At 68.7% G+C, this 16,820-nt stretch carries 18 protein-coding genes; 17 read left to right on the plus strand and 1 reads right to left on the minus strand.

Annotated elements, in window-relative coordinates; all coding sequences use genetic code 11:
• Positions 1 to 13: 13 nt before the first annotated feature.
• Genes AzCIB_RS19625 through AzCIB_RS19635 form a run of 3 tightly spaced genes read left to right on the plus strand, consistent with a single transcriptional unit; the run spans position 14 to position 4,123 of the window.
• Positions 14 to 2,467, plus strand: coding sequence for an EAL domain-containing protein (locus AzCIB_RS19625; RefSeq protein WP_083447079.1), 2,454 nt, complete (start codon positions 14 to 16; stop codon positions 2,465 to 2,467).
• On the plus strand, positions 2,464 to 3,690 hold the full coding sequence (locus AzCIB_RS19630; RefSeq protein WP_050417442.1) for a porin family protein: 1,227 nt from the start codon (positions 2,464 to 2,466) through the stop codon (positions 3,688 to 3,690). Before AzCIB_RS19625 ends, AzCIB_RS19630 begins: the two co-directional genes overlap by 4 nt.
• A 10-nt stretch (positions 3,691 to 3,700) precedes the next feature.
• Entirely contained in the window at positions 3,701 to 4,123 is a 423-nt protein-coding gene (locus tag AzCIB_RS19635; RefSeq protein WP_050417443.1) for a hypothetical protein, read from the plus strand.
• Positions 4,124 to 4,168: 45 nt separating this feature from the next.
• On the opposite strand, the gene AzCIB_RS19640 is transcribed toward AzCIB_RS19635, so the two are convergent.
• Positions 4,169 to 4,876 (minus strand): fumarylacetoacetate hydrolase family protein, encoded by a 708-nt coding sequence (locus AzCIB_RS19640; protein WP_050417444.1) that lies wholly within the window; start codon positions 4,874 to 4,876, stop codon positions 4,169 to 4,171.
• Positions 4,877 to 5,007: 131 nt separating this feature from the next.
• On the opposite strand from AzCIB_RS19640, the gene hemP reads away from it, so the two are divergent.
• The 14 genes from hemP (at position 5,008) to AzCIB_RS19705 (ending at position 16,817) form a co-directional block, all read left to right on the plus strand.
• Positions 5,008 to 5,247: a hemin uptake protein HemP gene (gene hemP, locus AzCIB_RS19645; RefSeq protein ID WP_232299276.1), complete on the plus strand. Its 240-nt coding sequence runs from the start codon at positions 5,008 to 5,010 to the stop codon at positions 5,245 to 5,247.
• Positions 5,248 to 5,290: 43 nt separating this feature from the next.
• On the plus strand, positions 5,291 to 5,527 hold the full coding sequence (locus AzCIB_RS19650; RefSeq protein ID WP_050417446.1) for a (2Fe-2S)-binding protein: 237 nt from the start codon (positions 5,291 to 5,293) through the stop codon (positions 5,525 to 5,527).
• Entirely contained in the window at positions 5,524 to 6,000 is a 477-nt protein-coding gene (bfr, locus tag AzCIB_RS19655; RefSeq protein WP_050417447.1) for a bacterioferritin, read from the plus strand. Before AzCIB_RS19650 ends, bfr begins: the two co-directional genes overlap by 4 nt.
• Positions 6,001 to 6,111: 111 nt before the next feature.
• Complete coding sequence (locus AzCIB_RS24930) at positions 6,112 to 6,237, plus strand: hypothetical protein (RefSeq protein ID WP_286130874.1); 126 nt, start codon at positions 6,112 to 6,114, stop codon at positions 6,235 to 6,237.
• 24 nt (positions 6,238 to 6,261) lie between these two features.
• On the plus strand, positions 6,262 to 7,071 hold the full coding sequence (locus AzCIB_RS19660; protein WP_083447080.1) for an energy transducer TonB: 810 nt from the start codon (positions 6,262 to 6,264) through the stop codon (positions 7,069 to 7,071).
• Positions 7,072 to 7,073: 2 nt separating this feature from the next.
• Positions 7,074 to 7,829 carry a MotA/TolQ/ExbB proton channel family protein gene (locus tag AzCIB_RS19665; protein ID WP_050417448.1) on the plus strand — a complete coding sequence of 252 codons (756 nt, stop codon included), beginning with the start codon at positions 7,074 to 7,076 and terminating at the stop codon, positions 7,827 to 7,829.
• The gene (locus AzCIB_RS19670) at positions 7,829 to 8,245 is read left to right on the plus strand and encodes an ExbD/TolR family protein (RefSeq protein WP_050417449.1); all 417 of its coding nucleotides are present in this window, start codon (positions 7,829 to 7,831) and stop codon (positions 8,243 to 8,245) included. Before AzCIB_RS19665 ends, AzCIB_RS19670 begins: the two co-directional genes overlap by 1 nt.
• A 268-nt stretch (positions 8,246 to 8,513) precedes the next feature.
• Positions 8,514 to 9,809 (plus strand): efflux RND transporter periplasmic adaptor subunit, encoded by a 1,296-nt coding sequence (locus AzCIB_RS19675; protein ID WP_050417450.1) that lies wholly within the window; start codon positions 8,514 to 8,516, stop codon positions 9,807 to 9,809.
• Positions 9,806 to 11,794 (plus strand): MacB family efflux pump subunit, encoded by a 1,989-nt coding sequence (locus AzCIB_RS19680; protein ID WP_050417451.1) that lies wholly within the window; start codon positions 9,806 to 9,808, stop codon positions 11,792 to 11,794. Before AzCIB_RS19675 ends, AzCIB_RS19680 begins: the two co-directional genes overlap by 4 nt.
• A gap of 7 nt (positions 11,795 to 11,801) precedes the next feature.
• Positions 11,802 to 13,202 carry an efflux transporter outer membrane subunit gene (locus AzCIB_RS19685; RefSeq protein WP_050417452.1) on the plus strand — a complete coding sequence of 467 codons (1,401 nt, stop codon included), beginning with the start codon at positions 11,802 to 11,804 and terminating at the stop codon, positions 13,200 to 13,202.
• 199 nt (positions 13,203 to 13,401) lie between these two features.
• A complete protein-coding gene (locus AzCIB_RS19690) occupies positions 13,402 to 14,172 on the plus strand; it encodes an N-acyl amino acid synthase FeeM domain-containing protein (protein ID WP_050417453.1) in 771 nt (256 codons plus the stop codon).
• A 165-nt stretch (positions 14,173 to 14,337) separates the two neighbouring features.
• Entirely contained in the window at positions 14,338 to 14,883 is a 546-nt protein-coding gene (locus AzCIB_RS19695) for an iron transporter (protein ID WP_050417454.1), read from the plus strand.
• Positions 14,883 to 16,391 (plus strand): carbohydrate porin, encoded by a 1,509-nt coding sequence (locus tag AzCIB_RS19700; RefSeq protein ID WP_050417455.1) that lies wholly within the window; start codon positions 14,883 to 14,885, stop codon positions 16,389 to 16,391. The genes AzCIB_RS19695 and AzCIB_RS19700 overlap by 1 nt, the downstream gene beginning before the upstream one ends.
• A gap of 78 nt (positions 16,392 to 16,469) precedes the next feature.
• Positions 16,470 to 16,817 (plus strand): cupredoxin domain-containing protein, encoded by a 348-nt coding sequence (locus AzCIB_RS19705; protein WP_050417456.1) that lies wholly within the window; start codon positions 16,470 to 16,472, stop codon positions 16,815 to 16,817.
• Positions 16,818 to 16,820 lie beyond the last annotated feature (3 nt).

Here is a 16,820-nt window from a genome sequence, read left to right on the forward strand (position 1 = left end):
AACGGCTCCGATCGTGAAACTCTCGCTCCGTCTCAGCTCGATCCGCATGCGGCTGCTGCTCGCCAGCACCGTGGTGCAGGTCGTGCTCTTGACGCTGCTGCTCGCGAACAGCGTCCGCCTGATGAACCAGGCGACCAACGCGAGCCTCAACACGCTCGTCAACCAGAACGCCACGATGCTGCATGCGATGGCGGTCGCGTACGGCGACATGGGCGAGTTCGACGCCCTGCAGGATGTGCTCGGCGAACTGTTGAGCGAGGCCGACGAAGGCCTCATCTACGTGCGTATCGTCGCGCCGGACCGGCGCGTGCTGGTCAACGCCGGTTTGCCGGACACGCAGTCCTTGCCGGAGGTCGACCACACCAACGCCCGGGGCGGAGCCGGCGGCGGGGTCGTGCATGTGCGCCGGCCGCTGCTGCTCGAACGCAACGAGGTCGGGTTCCTGCAGTTCGGCGTGTCCGTGTCGGTGCTGGCGGCGGCGCGCAAGGCGATCACGGAACAGGGCGCGGCGATCGCGCTGGCGGAAATCCTGCTGACCTTCGGCCTGTTGTCGGGCATCGGCTACCTGCTGACACGCAACCTGAGCCGCTTGCTCGCGGGCAGCGAGGCGATCGCGGCAGGCAAACTGGACCATCGCCTGCCCGAGAACGGCCACGACGAACTGGCCCGGCTGGCACGGCGTTTCAACGTGATGGCGGCGAACCTGCAGGACCGCATCGGCGAACTGCAGGACTCGGCCGAACGCCTGAAGACCAGCGAACAGCGCTACGAACTGGCGATCCAGGGCGCGCACGACGGCCTGTGGGACTGGAACATCCCCGAGGGACAGGTCTACTGCTCGCCGCGCTACTGCGAGATCGCGGGCCTGACGGCCGGACGCCTCTACTACAGCCCCGACGAAGTCCTGACCGGCATCCACCCCGACGATGCGCCGGGCTACCGGGCGAAGATGATCGAGCACCTGAAGGGTTTCAGTACCCAGTTCAAGTGCGAATACCGGGCGCGCCAGCAGGACGGCAGCTACCGCTGGGTCATGACGCGGGGGGTCGCAGTGCGCGGCGGCGACGACCTCGCCGTGCGCATGGCCGGATCGATCAGCGACGTACACGACCACAAGCTGGCACAGGTCCGCCTGCAGTACGACGCGCTGCACGACGGCCTGACCGGACTGCCGAACCGCGCCCTGTTCCTCGAACACGTGCGAAGCGCCCTTGGGCAGCAGCGCCGCGCGGGCGGGCAGGACTTCGCGGTGCTGGCGATCAACCTGCAACGCTTCCGGCTCGTGAATGACAGTTTCGGCCACGAGGCCGGCGATGCGCTGCTCCGCCAGGTCGCGCGCACGCTCCAGGAAACGCTGCGCTACGGCGATATCGCGGCACGGGTCGGCGGCGACCAGTTCGCGCTGCTGCTCAACCGCATCGAGAACCCCGCCGAGGCGCTGCGTCTCGCCGAAGCGCTGCGCGAGCGCCTATCCAAGCCGACCAGTGTTGCGGGCCAGATACTGTATCCGAAGTTCCGCATCGGCATGGCGTTGAGCAGTGACTACCAGGACAGCGAGAACGGCGACACGATGCTGCGCGATGCGGACAACGCGTTGCAGCGCACCCGCCAGCGCGGCGGGGACTCGGTCGCGATCTTCCATGCCTCCATGCACGCGCAGGCGCTGGAAAGCCTGCAGCTCGAGGGCGACCTGCGCGACGCGCTGACGCGCAACGAACTCAGCGTGCATTTCCAGCCCATCGTCGCGCTCGCCAGCGGCTCGATTACTAGCTTCGAGGCACTTGTGCGCTGGCGCCACCCCGCCCGCGGCATGCTGCCGCCGAATCTGTTCGTGCCGCTGGCCGAGACGCTGGGCCTCATCCATGAACTCGACATGCGGGTGCTGACGCGCGCCTGCGAGCGCATCGCGCAGTGGCGCGAACGCGCATGCAACGATGCCGCCGTTCCCAAGGTCAGCGTCAACCTGTCGGCGACGCAGTTCGCGCGCCCGGATCTCGCCGGCGAGATCATCGCCGAGGTGGACCGCCACGGCCTGCCGCGGGAGATGCTGCGCTTCGAGGTCACCGAGAGCGTGCTCGCCCAACCGGAAGGGCCCGCAGCCGAGATCCTGCAGAAGCTACGCACGGCGGGGATGTCGGTACTGATCGACGACTTCGGTACAGGCTATTCGGCACTGAGCTACCTGCACACGATCCCTTGCGACCTCGTGAAGCTCGACGGGTCCTTCGTGCGCTCGCTCGAGAACGACGAGCGCCTGCGCACGATCGTCGCACGCAGCATAGAACTCGCCCACGACCTCGGAATGCGCGTGGTCGCGGAATGCATCGAAACTACACGGCAGGCGGAACTGCTGCTCGGGATGGGCTGCGACTACGGTCAGGGTTATCTGTTCGCACGTCCGCTCGATGACGACGCGGTCGAACACTTGCTGTTCGGCCAACAGTTGGCCCAGGAGGCCAGTGCATGAGCTTGATGAGGCTGCTCCGCCGCCGCGCCGCGACGATCCTCCTCGCATTCGCCGTGGCGCCGGCACATGCGGAAACGGACGCACCGGCATCTCCGCCGCGCTTCGAACTTTCCGGCTTTGGCACGCTGGGCGCAGTGACCACGGACGACAAGGACGTGTGGTTTACGCGCTATGGCGTCAATTTTCCCGGAACAAAGGATCCGGATTTCAGCCCGGACAGTCTCGTCGGCGTCCAGGGCAGCCTGCGTCTCACGCCCTACAACGACATCACGCTGCAAGGGCTGGTGCGCGAGGACGGCGACGCGAGCCAGGATCCGCAGCTGACGCTCGCCTTCTTCCGGCAGACGCTCGCCCCGGGCCTGTCGATGCGCCTCGGCCGCGTTCGCGTGCCCTTCTTCATGCTGTCGGATTCGCTCTACGTGAATTACGCGAATCCGTGGGTGCGCCCCCCCGTGGAAGTCTACGGACTCAATCCGTTCAACGACCTCGACGGCGTGGACTTCATCTACAACACGCGGCTCGGCGCTTTCGACATCGAGATCCATCCGTACTATGGAGGCGGTCGCATTCCATTTCCTCAGGGCAAGGCCCGCCTGAAGGAGGCCCTCGGCGTGAACCTCGGGCTGAGCCGCGGAGATTTCTCGCTGCACCTGGGTCACGGCGAAGGCACCTTCACGCTGGAGCGCGGCGACACCCTGTTCCTCGCGGTTTCGAACATCCTGCAGCTGACCGGCCAGGGCGGGGTGATCTCCGACCTGTCGGGCACGCACGGTCGCACGCGCTTCGATTCCGTCGGCGTGCAGTGGGACGACGGCAGCTGGCAGCTCATTGGCGAGTTCGCGCGGCGCAAGACCAACCGCTACGCCGCGAGCGCTAACGGCTGGTACCTGAGCCTGGGCAGGCGCTTCGGGCCGGTGATGCCGTACGTCGTGGTGGCGCGCCAGACGCTGGATGAACAGTTTGCCGAAGCCAGGCTGCCCCCCGGGCGGCTTGCAGCCGCGTGGGACCTGTTCCGGGTGTCGCGCAACAACGCCCAGCGCAGCGTCACCCTGGGTGCCCGCTGGGAGTTCGCCGCCTATGCCGCGGTGAAGGCTGAAGTCACGCAGGCCAAGCCGGACGATGACGCCTGGGGCTCATATGCTCCGCGGGGCGACGCGCAGACGACTCGCATAGGCGGGCGTACGCTGAACACGTTCAGCCTGTCGCTTGACCTGAGTTTCTGAGGGGGCGCCGGTGATTCGCTTGGTTCGCGCCTGTTTCCTCGTATTTTCGCTGCTGGCTGCGCCCTCCGCGCTCGCCCAGATCGTCATCGTCGCGGGCGCCCGCAGCCCGCTGCCCGAACTCACGCTCGAGCAGGCCGAGCAGTTCTACCTCGGCCGCGCGCACACGCTGCCCGACGGCAGCGGCCTGACGCTGGCGGACCTGCCCCCGGGACAGATCCGCGATCAGTTCTACCAGCAGCTGACGCGCAAGAACGCCAACCAGATCCGTGCCCATTGGTCACGCATGGTGTTCACCGGGCGCGCGCTACCGCCCCAGCAGGCGGAGAGCGTGGCCCAGCTGCGGCTGTGGCTGGCGTCGCAGCCCAACCTCATCGGCTACATGCCCGCCGCGGACGCGGACGGGCGCGTGAAGGTGCTGTTGCGCCTACCCTGACCCCTCTGCATTGAGGCGCCCGGCCCCGACTCGGGGCCTCGGGGCTCAGCGTGGCGCGACGACTTGAAGCGCCAGTTCCCCCACACCGGCGACGACACCGCGCAGGCGATCACCGACGACGACCGGCCCGACGCCCTCCGGCGTACCCGTGAAGATCAGGTCGCCCGCCTCCAGGCGGTAGTAGCGGGAGAAGAAGGCGATGATCTCGGGGATCGTCCAGATCATGTCGGAGAGGTCGCCGCGCTGGCGCATCTCGCCGTTGATGTCGAGGCGGATCTCGCCCGCCTCGAGGACTCGCCCCGCGGCCGGGACGATCTGCGAGATCGGCGCCGCGCAGTCGAAGGCCTTGCCGCTGTCCCACGGCCGGCCGTGGGCCTTCGCTTCGGCCTGCAGGTCGCGGCGCGTCATGTCCAGCCCCACGGCATAACCCCAGATGCAGGCGCGCGCCGCTTCGGGCGTGAGATTGCTGCCGCCGGCCCCCAGTGCGACGACGAGTTCGATCTCGTGGTGCACGTCGCTGCTGGCCGGCGGATAGGGAAACTCGCCGCAACGACCCGCGGTCACGGGCAGCACGGTATCGGCCGGCTTGGTGAAGAAGAAGGGCGCCTCGCGGCTCGGGTCCCCGCCCATTTCGCGTGCGTGTGCCGCGTAGTTGCGCGCGATGCAGTAGATGCGGCGCACGGGGAACAATCCGCCTCCCGCGACGGGCACGGCGGGACGCGGGGCGGGTTCGATCACATAGGCTTCGGACATCTCTCGTTTCTCCGGAATCCGCGGGGGACTTCCGCCCCCGGAACGGAACGCGGAAGGCCATGCATGGCGGCGCATGACGGGTGGCGATCAGAACACAGGGGGAGTTGACCGGGCAAGCGCTCGATGTTGTAATGCGAATCGTTACCATTTGCCTTACCGCTCACATCATGCAGGCACAGGCCAATCCGCATTGCACCCTTCCCCGCTCCGCGGAAGCCGCACCGCACGCCCGCGATGCCGGCCGTCCGGCCAGTGCCGTGATTCCCAGCGAGCGGCTGCTGCTCGGCCAGACCTGCGTGACGATCGACCATGACGGCACCCACTACGTGCTACGCGCCACGCGTGCCGGGAAACTTATCCTGACGAAGTAATCGGCTTCCACCACCACGACAAACGGAACAACGAGGCTAGACTATGTATGTCTGCATCTGCAACGCAGTAACCGAACGCCACATCGGCGAGGCAGTCAGCGAAGGCGTCTCGACCTTGCGCGAGCTGCGGACCCGGCTGGGCGTCGCAGGCGAATGCGGCCGCTGCGCGACGTGCGCACGCGACTGCCTGCGCACTGCGATGGCGGAGCAGACGGCGACCGCGAATCCGGTGATGGCCGGCTTCGCGCCCTCGTATTCCCTTGCCGTGGAGGCCGTATGAAAGGCGACAAGAAAGTCATTCAATACCTCAACAAGCAGCTGACCATCGAACTCACCGCAATCAACCAGTACTTCCTGCATGCGCGCATGTACAAGAACTGGGGCCTCGGAAAACTCGGCCATCACGAGTACGAAGAGTCGATCGAGGAGATGAAGCACGCCGACAAGCTGATCGAACGCGTGCTGTTCCTCGAGGGACTGCCCAACCTGCAGAACCTCAACAAGCTGATGATCGGCGAGAACGTTCCCGAATGCCTGCAGGGCGACCTCAAGCTCGAACAGGGCGGGCGCACGGAGCTGATCGAGGCGATCGCGTACTGCGAATCCTGTAAGGACTATGTGTCGCGGGAGGTCTTCGAGGAGATCCTCGAGGACACCGAGGAGCACATCGACTACCTGGAAACGCAACTCGAACTGATCGACAAGGTCGGGCTGCAGAACTACCTGCAGTCGCAGATGGGCGACGCGAGCTGACGCGCGTCCGTCATTCGCGCCGGCATCACCGTGCCGGCGCCCACGAACACCGCAAGCCAGTTCTCCCGCAGAACGAGCCAGCGTCAATGATCGAACGGAGAACTGGCAAGCATGCATACCCGAACCGTGGGTGAACTCAAGGATCCCGCGCTGCGGCACGGCCCCGCCTTTGCCGTGCACCGCCTCGTGCTGTACGTGGCGTTCGCGGCGCTGCTCATCGACCAGCTGATCCGCTGAACGCTGCGACAAGTCCAGCGACACATGGCCCAGTCCCACGCCCTGCCTTCGGCTTCCTGCGCGCCGCCGCTGAACCCCTCGGGGCGTCGGTCGCTCAATTTTGCGCCGCCGCGCGAACCGGCAGCGCAGCAGGAGGCGGTCACGGCGCACGCCGCACGCAGAGGCCACCACGGGCAACCGCTGCTCCTCGCGCTGGTGGTGTTCGCCCACGCCGCGGGCCTCGCCGGCCTGGCACAGCTCGCCCGGCAACCTGCCGCCGTGGCCGAAACGCCAATTTCCGTGTCGCTGATCGAAATGCCGGTTCCGCGACCGACCGTTGCTCCGACTCCTCCCACGCCCGTCGTCGAACCGCCGCCGAAGCCGGCCCCGCGCCCGCAGACACGCGCACCGAAACCCGCACCGAAGGTGACCGAAGCGCCGACTGCGATCCGCGCCGAAACGCCCCCGCCGCAGGCGACGCCGGAACCCGTACGCGAGACCGTCGCGCCAGCCCCTCCGGCCCCGCCCGCACCGCCGGCGCGCCCTGCCCCCGAGGCGCCGCCCGCGGTTGTCGCCGCCCGTTTCGACGCGGCCTACCTGAACAACCCCGCGCCCGCCTACCCGCCGCTGTCGCGCCGCATGCGCGAGGAGGGCAAGGTGATGCTGCGCGTGCAGGTCACCGCGGAGGGCTTGCCCGCGCAGGTCGATCTGGCGGAGAGTTCCGGCTTCGCACGTCTCGACACTGCTGCGCGCGAGGCGGTGCAGCGCTGGCGCTTCGTGCCGGCGAAACAGGGCGGACAGCCCGTCGCCGCGGCGGTGATCGTCCCCATCGTATTCAAACTCGAAGGAAACTGAACATGCTCACCGACACTTTCGGGCTGTCCCACCTTTGGGCCCAGTCGGATATCGTCATCAAACTCGTCGCCTTCACCCTCGTGGTGATGTCGGTCGCGAGCTGGTATCTGATCGCCGTGCGCACGACGCGCCAGCTGCGCGCCCGCCGCTTCGACAGCGCAGTCGAGGGCTTCTGGAGCGCGGCCAGCCTCGACGAGGGTCTGCGCCGCGTGTCGCAGGTGGCGCCGGACTCGCCCTTCGAGGCGCTTGCGCGCCAGGGCGCGGCGGCCGCCGAGCACCTGCGCCGCCATACCGCGGCGGATACGCTGGGCGGCAAGCTCGACGCCGACGAATTCGTCACGCGCGCGCTGCGCAAGTCGATCGCCCTGTCGACGGCGCAACTCGAATCGGGACTCACGGTGCTCGCCTCCATCGGCTCGACCGCGCCCTTCGTCGGTCTGTTCGGGACCGTGTGGGGCATCTACCACGCCCTGATCGGCATCAGCACCTCGGGCGTCGCGACGCTCGACAAGGTCGCCGGCCCAGTGGGCGAGGCGCTGATCATGACGGCCTTCGGCCTGTTCGTCGCGATTCCCGCCGTGCTCGCGTACAACACCTTCACGCGGGCGAACCGGCTCGAGCTCTCCGAACTCGACGCCTTCGCGCACGATCTGCTGGCCTGGTTCACGACCGGGACGCGCCTTGCGAGCGCCCCCGCCGAACAGGCGCCGCGCGCGGTCGCACCGGCTGCGGCGGCCAAGCTCGCGGGAGCGGCGTGATGGCCTTCGGCAGCTTCAACGAGCAGGGCGGCTCGGCGCCGATGAGCGAGATCAACATGGTCCCCCTCATCGATGTGATGCTGGTGCTGCTGATCGTGTTCATGATCACGGCACCGCTGCTCACGCACTCGGTCAAGATCGACCTGCCGACCGCGGCGAGCCAGGCCAGCAACGAGAAGCCCGACACCGTGACGCTGGCGCTCGACGCGGCCGGCGCGCTGTACTGGAACGACCAGAAGATCGGCGACGAGGAACTGGGCACGCGGCTCGCCGCGGCTGCGGCCCAAGCGGTGCAGCCCGAGCTGCATCTGCGCGCCGACCGCGAGACGCGCTACCAGAAGCTCGCCGAGATCATGTCGGCGGCGCGCGCCGCCGGCATCCAGAAGATGGGCTTCATCACCGTTCCCGAGCACTGAACGACGGGGGCCGCCCGGCCCCTGTCGCGCGTTTCACTCCCCTCCCCCTCGCCGGCAAGCTGCCCCGCTGCAGCTGCGGGGAACCCCGCGCTGCAATACGATACAAAGCAGCAGCGCACATTCGTTATGCTTGCGCCGAGCTGCATGCCGGAGTCCGCCCGACTCCAGCGCGGCGGAATATCCATTTGCCAACCCGCGGCGCAGCGGGGCAAGATCGGTCGCGATCCGCCACAATCCGCCGCAATCCGAAAACCTCCAGAACGAAATCATGACATCCACCCCCGCGTCCAAACCGCGCCGACTGCGCCGCGCCGTGATTGCCCTCGTCACCCTGGGCGTGCTGGGAGCGGGCGGATGGTTCGCGTGGAGCCGATATTTCGCGCCGCCCGACGAGCTGGCGCGCTACCAGTTCGCGACCGTGACGCGCGGGGACATCGAGGACGTCGTCACGGCCACCGGCACGCTGCAGCCGCGCGACTACGTCGATGTCGGCGCGCAGGTGTCGGGCCAGCTGAAGAAGATCCATGTCGAGGTCGGCTCGGAAGTGAAGGCGGGAGACCTGCTCGCCGAGATCGACCCGGTGGTGCTGCAGAGCCGTGTCGACGCGACGCGCGCGTCGCTGCGCAACCTGCGCGCGCAGCTGATGGACCGCGAGGCGAGCCGGACGCTGGCCGATGTGCAGGTGAAGCGCCAGCGCAACCTGATGGCCGAGGACGCCACGACGCGCGAGAGCCTGCAGAACGCGGAGGCCGCACTGCTGTCGGCGCAGGCGCAGGTCGAGGCGATCAAGGCGCAGATCGACCAGACCGATTCGAACCTGCGCGCGGACGAGGCCAACCTGAACTACGCGCGCATCTACGCGCCGATCTCGGGCACCGTCGTGTCGATCACCGCGCGCCAGGGCCAGACGCTGATCGCGAGCCAGCAGGCGCCCGTGATCCTGCGCGTCGCGGACCTGTCGACGATGACGGTGCAGACCCAGGTTTCGGAAGCGGACGTGAGCCGCCTGCGCCTCGGCATGGACGCCTACTTCACCATCCTCGGCGGCGAGGGACGGCGCTGGGAGGGCAAGCTGCGCAAGGTCGAGCCGACGCCGGTGGTGCAGAACAACGTGGTGCTCTACAACGCGCTGTTCGACGTCTCCAACCCGAACCAGGCGCTGATGACGCAGATGACGGCGCAGGTGTTCTTCGTCGTCGCCTCGGCCAGGGACACGCTGCTCGTGCCGATGTCGGCACTGGCCGCCGGCCGCGGCGGGCGCGCGGAACGCATGAAGACCGGGGCGGCAGGCGGGGACGCGCGTCCCTCCGGCGCGCCGGGCGGGGATGCGCCCAAGGGGCCGGATGCCAAGAAGGGCACGGGCGGCACGCCGCGCACGGTGACGCTCAAGGTCGCCCCGGCGGAAGGGCCGTTGCAGGACCGCCAGGTCGAGATCGGCGTGCGCAGCCGCATCCACGCCCAGGTCCTGTCCGGCCTCGAGGAAGGGGAGCGGATCGTGTCCGGCATGGCCCCCGCGGACAAGGGCGGCAACGGCAGCGCACCGCGCCGCACGCCGCGCATATGAAAGCCGAACCGCTGATCGCCGGACTGGACGCGGATTCGCCCCGGCGCCAGCCGTCGGGCGAGCCGCTAATCGAGCTGTCCGGCGTCACCAAGACCTTCCGCACCGGCGAGCTCGCCGTCGAGGTGCTGCACGGCATCGACCTGACGATCTATCCGGGCGAGTTCGTCGCCATCGTCGGCAGCTCGGGTTCGGGCAAGTCGACGCTGATGAACATCCTCGGCTGTCTCGACCGCCCGACCACCGGCACCTACCGCTTCATGGGGCGGGACGTCGCAGGCTTCGAGCGCGACGAGCTCGCGCGCCTGCGGCGCGAGACGTTCGGCTTCGTGTTCCAGAGCTACAACCTGATCGGCGGCGCCAGCGCGCGCGAGAACGTCGAGGTGCCGGCGGTCTACTCGGGCATGCCACCAGCCGAACGCCATGCGCGCGCGATCGAACTGCTGACGACGCTGGGGCTGGGCGAGCGCACGACCAACCGCCCGAGCCAGCTTTCCGGCGGCCAGCAGCAGCGCGTGTCGATCGCCCGCGCGCTGATGAACGGCGGCCGCGTGATCCTCGCCGACGAGCCGACCGGCGCGCTCGACAGCAAGAGCGGCGCCGAGGTGATGCAGCTGCTGCGCGAGCTCTCGGCGGCCGGGCACACGATCATCCTGATCACGCACGAGCGCGAGGTCGCCGAGCAAGCGCAGCGCATCATCGAGATCCGCGACGGCAACGTTGTCTCGGATCCGGGCCCGCGGCCACCCGTGGCCCCCGAACCCGATTTCGCCCCCCACATCGACCGCACCTCCCAGCTCTCGGACGTCGTCGAGGCGACCCGCACGGCGCTGCGGGCGCTGCGCGCCAACCTGTTCCGCGCCGCGCTGACGCTGCTGGGCATCGTCATCGGCGTCGCGGCGGTGATCGCGATGCTGGCGATCGGCGACGGCGCCAAGCAGGACGTCATCGACCGCATCAGCGCGATGGGCACGAACCTCCTCACGGTGCGGCCCGGCGCACCGAACCAGCGCGGCCGCGACACCACCGCGACGCTGGTGCGCGAGGACGTGGAGGCGATCGTCGAACTGCCCAACGTGCTCGCCGCGGTGCCGGAGCAGAGCACGGGCGTGACGGTGCGTTACGGCAACGCCGACCACCGCACCTCGGCGACGGCGACCGGCGCCGACTACACGATCGCGCGCGACTGGCCGGTCGCGCGCGGCACCTTCTTCAGCGCCGCCGACGAGCGCCGCTATGCGACGGTCGCCACCGTCGGCCAGACGGTCGCGAAGGCCCTGTTCGGCGACGAGGATCCGATCGGCAAGTACGTGCTCGTGAACAACCTCGTATTCCAGGTGGTCGGGGTGATGGGGCCGATGGGCGCGACGCCGTGGGGATCGGACCAGGACGACGTGATCTTCGTGCCCTTCTCGACCGGCAGCCTGCGCCTGACCGGCCAACGCCACCTGCGCAGCGCCATCGTCGCGGTGGAGGACGTCGAGCAGATCGACGACACGCAGGAGGCCGTGCGCGCGCTGCTGCAGACGCGCCATTCGGGCATCGAGGACTTCCAGATCCGCAACATGGCGCAGGTGATCGAGAGCGCGTCGGAGACGCAGAACACGCTGACCGTGCTGCTCGGCACGGTCGCGGCGATCTCGCTGCTGGTGGGCGGCATCGGCGTCATGAACATCATGCTGGTGTCGGTTACCGAGCGCACGCGCGAGATCGGCATCCGCATGGCGACCGGCGCGCGCATGAAGAACATCCTGCAGCAGTTCCTGATCGAAGCGCTGGTCGTATCCGCGCTGGGCGGCCTGATCGGGGTCGCCGTCGGCCTCGGTGCCGCGGCGGTGATCGAAGCCTTCGACAAACCTGTCGTGTATTCCCTGCCCCCCGTGCTGCTCGCCTTCGGTTGCGCGTTCGCGACCGGCCTGATCTTCGGCTACCTGCCCGCGCGCAAGGCCGCCCGCCTCGACCCGGTGGTCGCCCTTGCGTCGGAGTGACCCCTCGATGAACCGCATTCCTCCGCGCCGGCTTGCTCCGGTGCTCGCCACCAGCCTCCTGCTCGCATTGTCCGCGTGTGCGGTCACCGAACCGGCGACGCGGGCCGACGTACCCGTGCCTGCCGGCTGGATCGAACCTGCCGCGAGCGGCGCGCAGCAGCCCGACCCGCAGTGGTGGCGCGGCTTCGCGTCGCCCCGGCTGGAATCGCTGGTCGCCGCCGCAGTCGCGGACAACCCGGATTTCCGCGCCGCAGTGGAACGCGTCCGCCAGGCGGAGATCGCGCTGCGCGTCGCCGGTGCGTCGCTGTTGCCCTCCGCCGGCATCGGCGGCGACACCGGGTGGCGGCGCAGCGACCCGGGCGACGGCGGACGCGCAGTCGATAGCGAATCGTCCGGCGCGAGCCTGTCCATCAGCTACGAAGTGGACGTGTGGGGCCGCATCGCGGCCAACGTGCGCGGCGCGGAAGCGAGCTTCGCCGCCAGCCGCCACGATCACGATGCGGCACGCCTGACGCTGGTCGCGGGCGTCGCGAACACCTATTTCCAGCTGCTCGCCGCACGCGAGCGGCTGGTCATCGCGCGCGACAACCTCGCGATCGCCGAGCGCGTGTTCGGCATCGTCGAAGCGCGCTACCGCAACGGCGCGGCGTCCGCCCTAGACGTGAGCCGCCAGCGCAGCACCGTGCTCGCACAGCGTGCCGCCTTGCTGCCGCTGGAGACGCTCGAACGCCAGACGCATAGCGCGCTGGCGCTCCTCGTCGGGCAGGCGCCGCAGGCTTTCAGCCTCGCCGCCGAATCCTTCACCGGCCTCGCAATCCCCCCGGTCGCTCCCGGCTTGCCCGCGGAACTGCTCACGCGCCGCCCGGACCTCGCCAGCGCCGAGGCCCAGCTGGCCGCGGCCGACGCCGATGTCGTGGCGGCGCGTGCGGCCTTGCTGCCGCGCATCGACCTGTCCGGCTCGGCCGGTCTCGCGAGCACCGCGCTGCTGTCGCTGGCGAATCCCGCCAGCACGCTGGGCCTGACGGCCGGCCTCACGCAGAGCCTGTTCGACGGCGGGCGCCTGCGCAACGAAGTCGAAGCGGCACGTTCGCGCCGGCGGGCGCTGGTCGAACACTATCGCTCGGCGGTGCATGTCGCGCTAAAGGAAGTCGAGGATGCCCTCGGCAATGCCGAGCGCGACCGTCGCCTCGAGGACAGCCAGCAGGAGATCCGCCGCGAGGCGGCGCGCAGCCTGCGCCTCGCGGAGATGCGCTACCGCGAAGGGGCGGACGAGCTGCTGACGGTGCTCGACGCGCAGCGCACGCTGTTCCAGGCGCAGGACCAGCTCGCCCAGCTGCGGCTCTCCCGCCTCACGGGCACCGTGGACCTCTACAAGGCGCTCGGCGGCGGCTGGTCCGTACCGGGCTGATCGCACACCCCGGCCGGCGCTCCCGGCGCCGGCGCGCTCCCCGAGCCCTCCCCCCCCCGCGTCATGACGAATGTCATGCACAAGATGGGAGCATATGCGGATGTGCCGGCATGGGCCGAACCCTATGCTGTTGGTCATAGGCGTCCGGGCGGGCCTCCGCAGCCCGCGGCACGCCTCCCGAGCGCATGGGGAGGGTTTCATGTGGGCGATCGCTTCCGCTGATTCCGGCTGCCGCAGCACGCACCCCGAGCCGGGCTGCATTCCGGTTCCCTGCGCGGCGAGCGATGCGCGCAAGGCGGCGTGCAGGGCCTCGATCAATTCCGGCGTATGCGGCTACAAGTGCGGCGGGTACTGCTACGGGATCGCCGAATGCAGCGTACTCGCGCAGGTCCGCGCCCTGGTCGAACGGCTGTATGCGCGGCGCGGCTATCGCACGTCGGAGACCGCGCCGCGCGTGGATTCGCCCGACCGCGTGGTGTTCGCCGGCGCAAGCCGCGGACAGGTGATCGCAACCATCACGCTCGGGCTGGACTCGCCCGCCGGGCTGCTCGTCGATGAGTTGTACGGCCCCGAGGTTGCCGTGTTCCGCCGGATGAAACGCCGGATCTGCGAACTGTCCGCCTTTGCGATCGACCCGCAGTACAGCTCGCACGGCGTGCTCTCCGCGCTGTTCTACCTCGCCTACCTGTACGGACGGACGCGACACCGCGTCACCGACGCGTTCATCGAGGTGAATCCCCGCCACGCGGGGTTCTACGAGCGCATCTTCCGCTTCCGCCGCATCGGAGACGTCCGTCAGTGCCCGCGCGTCGAAGCTCCGGCAGTGCTGATGCACCTAGACCTGGAACGCACCGGCGTCCGCGATGCACCGTCCGGCAAGGCCGAAACGACGCGCACACCCGTTCCGGGCATTGACGCCGCTTCGACCTCGCCAGCCGCGGCGCGCAGCCCGGCCCTCATGCCCGACTAGCGACCGTTCCGCAGCGCGACGCGCGAAGGGCAGCCGATGGCCGCAACACCATTGCTTAAATCATTATTGCGATCAATTCTCATTGTCGTTATCATTCGCAACAGCATTCAACCGATCCGGATACTCGCGATCGTTCCCCACATTCGCCAGAAAGAGGAAAGCTCCATGCTTCGCGTCCCGTTCCGCCCGCTTGCCATTGCGGCCTTCGCCGCCCTGTCTTTCGCCGCACACGCCCTCGAGTACCCGATCGGCGCGCCGCAGCAGCGCAATGGCATGGAGATCGCCGCCGTGTACCTGCAGCCGATCGACATGGAGCCGGAAGGCATGATGAAGAAGGCGGCCGAAACCGACGTCCATATCGAGGCCGACGTCCGTGCGCTGGCGAACAACCCCAACGGCTTCGAGGAAGGCAGCTGGATCCCCTACCTGACGGTGAAGTTCGAGATCGCCAAGGTCGGCAGCGACTGGAAGCTCGCCGGCGAGTTCATGCCCATGGTCGCGAGCGACGGTCCGCACTACGGCGACAACATCAAGCTCGCCGGCCCGGGCAAGTACAAGGTCAAGTACACGATCCTTCCGCCGGGCGCGAGCCACGGCAGCCACTTCGGCCGCCACACCGACCGCGCCACCGGCGTGCGTCCGTGGTTCAAGGCCTTCGAGGTCGAGAACGAATTCACCTACGCCGGCATCGGCAAGAAGGGCGGCTACTGATGAGGGCCGCACGCATTGCCCGCACGGCGATCGCCATCGCCGTGGCGGGCATGTCGTGCGCGAGCCAGGCGGCACCGACGGCGCAGGACACGCTCCTCGCCGAACTGAGACGCCTGGCCGAGCGCGTCGAAAAGCTCGAGAAACGCAACACCGAGCTTGAAGAGAAGCTCGCGACGGGCACCGCGGCGCCGGCGTCGGCCCTCGCGCAGCGCGTGCAGGCCCTGGAGCGGGCGAACCAGGAACTGAATGCGAGCCTCGAAAGCGACCGTATCAGCGAACGCGAACCCGAACTCGCGATCCGGCTCAAGGCCGTCGAGGAGCGCACCAATTCGATGGGCGCGCCGACGCGCCTCGCGAGCGCCCTTGAAGGGATCGCGATCGAAGGCAGCGTCGCCGCGGTGGCCCAGCAGATCAACGGCCGCGCGCGCGACAACGGTGAGCGCGAATCACAGCTGTCGTGGCGTGGCGACCTCGGCATCACCGTGCCGGCCGGTGACCTCGGCCGCGGCACGGGCGAGTTCTTCACCCAGCTGCGCATGGGTCAGGGCGAGAGCTTCACGCGCCTGCACCCGAGCTTCACCGCCGCCTTCAACAGCCTCGCGTTCCAGACCGGCGGCGGCTCGGAGGAGACCTACGCGATCGTCGCGCAGGCCTGGTACCAGCTCACGACACCGCTCGGGGATCGCCCGAACTCGCCCCACAGCCTGCGGTTCACGGTCGGCAAGATGGACCCCTTCGTGTTCTTCGACCAGAACGCGATCGCCGACAACGAGGCGGAGAAATTCCTCAACAACGTCTTCGTGCATAACCCGATGCTGGACTCGGGCGGCGTGGTCGGCGCCGACAGCTACGGCTTCACGCCAGGCGTGCGCCTCGCTTACCGCAACGAGATGGACAAGCCGGACTGGTGGCAGGTCTCGCTCGCGGCGTTCGGCGCCGGCGAAGGCGCGCAGTTCGGCCGCAGCTTCGACAAACCCTTCGTCATCGGCCAGCTCGAATACGGCCGCAAGAACTACGGCTTCGACGGCACCTACCGCCTGTACGCCTGGCGCAACGGCCAGTACGAGGGCTTCGACGGGTCGCGCGACACGGCGAGCGGCTGGGGCGCGAGCGTCGACCAGCGCGTGCATGAGGACGTGACCTTGTTCGCCCGTTACGGACAGGGGACTTCGGGCAAGACGCCGTTCGACCGCGCATTCACTGTGGGCGGCGAACTGACCGGCGACGCGTGGGGCCGCGGCGCCGACAGCGTCGGCCTCGCGTGGGGCTGGCTGCGCGCGAGCAAGGATTTCCGCCGCGAAGCCGCCGGCCTGCAGGACGAGGACGGCAACTTCCTGTTCGGCTACACGCCGAGCGGGGCCGAACAGGTCGCCGAGCTGTACTACCGCTGGCACCTGAACAACCAGCTGTCGCTGACGCCCGACCTGCAGTACGTGCGCCGTGCCGCGGCGAACCGCGACGCGAAGAACATGACCGCTTTCGGGGTGCGCGCCCTGTATGCGTTCTGAGCGCCAACGCTCCTCCTGCCCTGCCCGGCTTTCCGCCGGGCGGGGCTTTTGCATTTCCACGGTGAGAACCTGCCAGCCATGATGAAACCAGCCAGCCTGAGCGCCTCCGTCCTTGGCCTTGCCGCCGCCCTCCTCGCGGCGCCTGCCGTGGCGCGCGCCGACATGCCGACCTTCGAGGTTGTCGCGGAGAACGACCGCTTCACGCCCGAGACGATCGAAGTGCCCGCCAACACGCGCTTCCGCCTGCAGCTCACGAACCGCAACGTCGGCCCCGAAGAGTTCGAGACCAGTACGCCGTTCAAGGAGCTCGTCGTGGGGCCGGGCGTGACCCGCAGCACCATCTTTCCGCCGCTGAAGCCGGGTTCCTACCCCTTCTTCGGCGAGTTCCATCCCGACACGGCCAAGGGCCGCTTCGTCGCGAAGTAAGGC

Source organism: Azoarcus sp. CIB (assembly GCF_001190925.1).
GTDB lineage: Bacteria > Pseudomonadota > Gammaproteobacteria > Burkholderiales > Rhodocyclaceae > Aromatoleum.

Bases quoted from the DNA above. Each gene is read 5' to 3' on its own strand.
- AzCIB_RS19630 (WP_050417442.1), top strand. From the start codon at position 2,464: ATGAGCTTGATGAGGCTGCTCCGCCGCCGCGCCGCGACGATCCTCCTC.
- AzCIB_RS19640 (WP_050417444.1), bottom strand. From the start codon at position 4,876: ATGTCCGAAGCCTATGTGATCGAACCCGCCCCGCGTCCCGCCGTGCCC.
- hemP (WP_232299276.1), top strand. From the start codon at position 5,008: ATGCGAATCGTTACCATTTGCCTTACCGCTCACATCATGCAGGCACAG.
- AzCIB_RS19650 (WP_050417446.1), top strand. From the start codon at position 5,291: ATGTATGTCTGCATCTGCAACGCAGTAACCGAACGCCACATCGGCGAG.
- bfr (WP_050417447.1), top strand. From the start codon at position 5,524: ATGAAAGGCGACAAGAAAGTCATTCAATACCTCAACAAGCAGCTGACC.
- AzCIB_RS24930 (WP_286130874.1), top strand. From the start codon at position 6,112: ATGCATACCCGAACCGTGGGTGAACTCAAGGATCCCGCGCTGCGGCAC.
- AzCIB_RS19660 (WP_083447080.1), top strand. From the start codon at position 6,262: ATGGCCCAGTCCCACGCCCTGCCTTCGGCTTCCTGCGCGCCGCCGCTG.
- AzCIB_RS19665 (WP_050417448.1), top strand. From the start codon at position 7,074: ATGCTCACCGACACTTTCGGGCTGTCCCACCTTTGGGCCCAGTCGGAT.
- AzCIB_RS19670 (WP_050417449.1), top strand. From the start codon at position 7,829: ATGGCCTTCGGCAGCTTCAACGAGCAGGGCGGCTCGGCGCCGATGAGC.
- AzCIB_RS19675 (WP_050417450.1), top strand. From the start codon at position 8,514: ATGACATCCACCCCCGCGTCCAAACCGCGCCGACTGCGCCGCGCCGTG.
- AzCIB_RS19680 (WP_050417451.1), top strand. From the start codon at position 9,806: ATGAAAGCCGAACCGCTGATCGCCGGACTGGACGCGGATTCGCCCCGG.
- AzCIB_RS19685 (WP_050417452.1), top strand. From the start codon at position 11,802: ATGAACCGCATTCCTCCGCGCCGGCTTGCTCCGGTGCTCGCCACCAGC.
- AzCIB_RS19690 (WP_050417453.1), top strand. From the start codon at position 13,402: ATGTGGGCGATCGCTTCCGCTGATTCCGGCTGCCGCAGCACGCACCCC.
- AzCIB_RS19695 (WP_050417454.1), top strand. From the start codon at position 14,338: ATGCTTCGCGTCCCGTTCCGCCCGCTTGCCATTGCGGCCTTCGCCGCC.
- AzCIB_RS19700 (WP_050417455.1), top strand. From the start codon at position 14,883: ATGAGGGCCGCACGCATTGCCCGCACGGCGATCGCCATCGCCGTGGCG.
- AzCIB_RS19705 (WP_050417456.1), top strand. From the start codon at position 16,470: ATGATGAAACCAGCCAGCCTGAGCGCCTCCGTCCTTGGCCTTGCCGCC.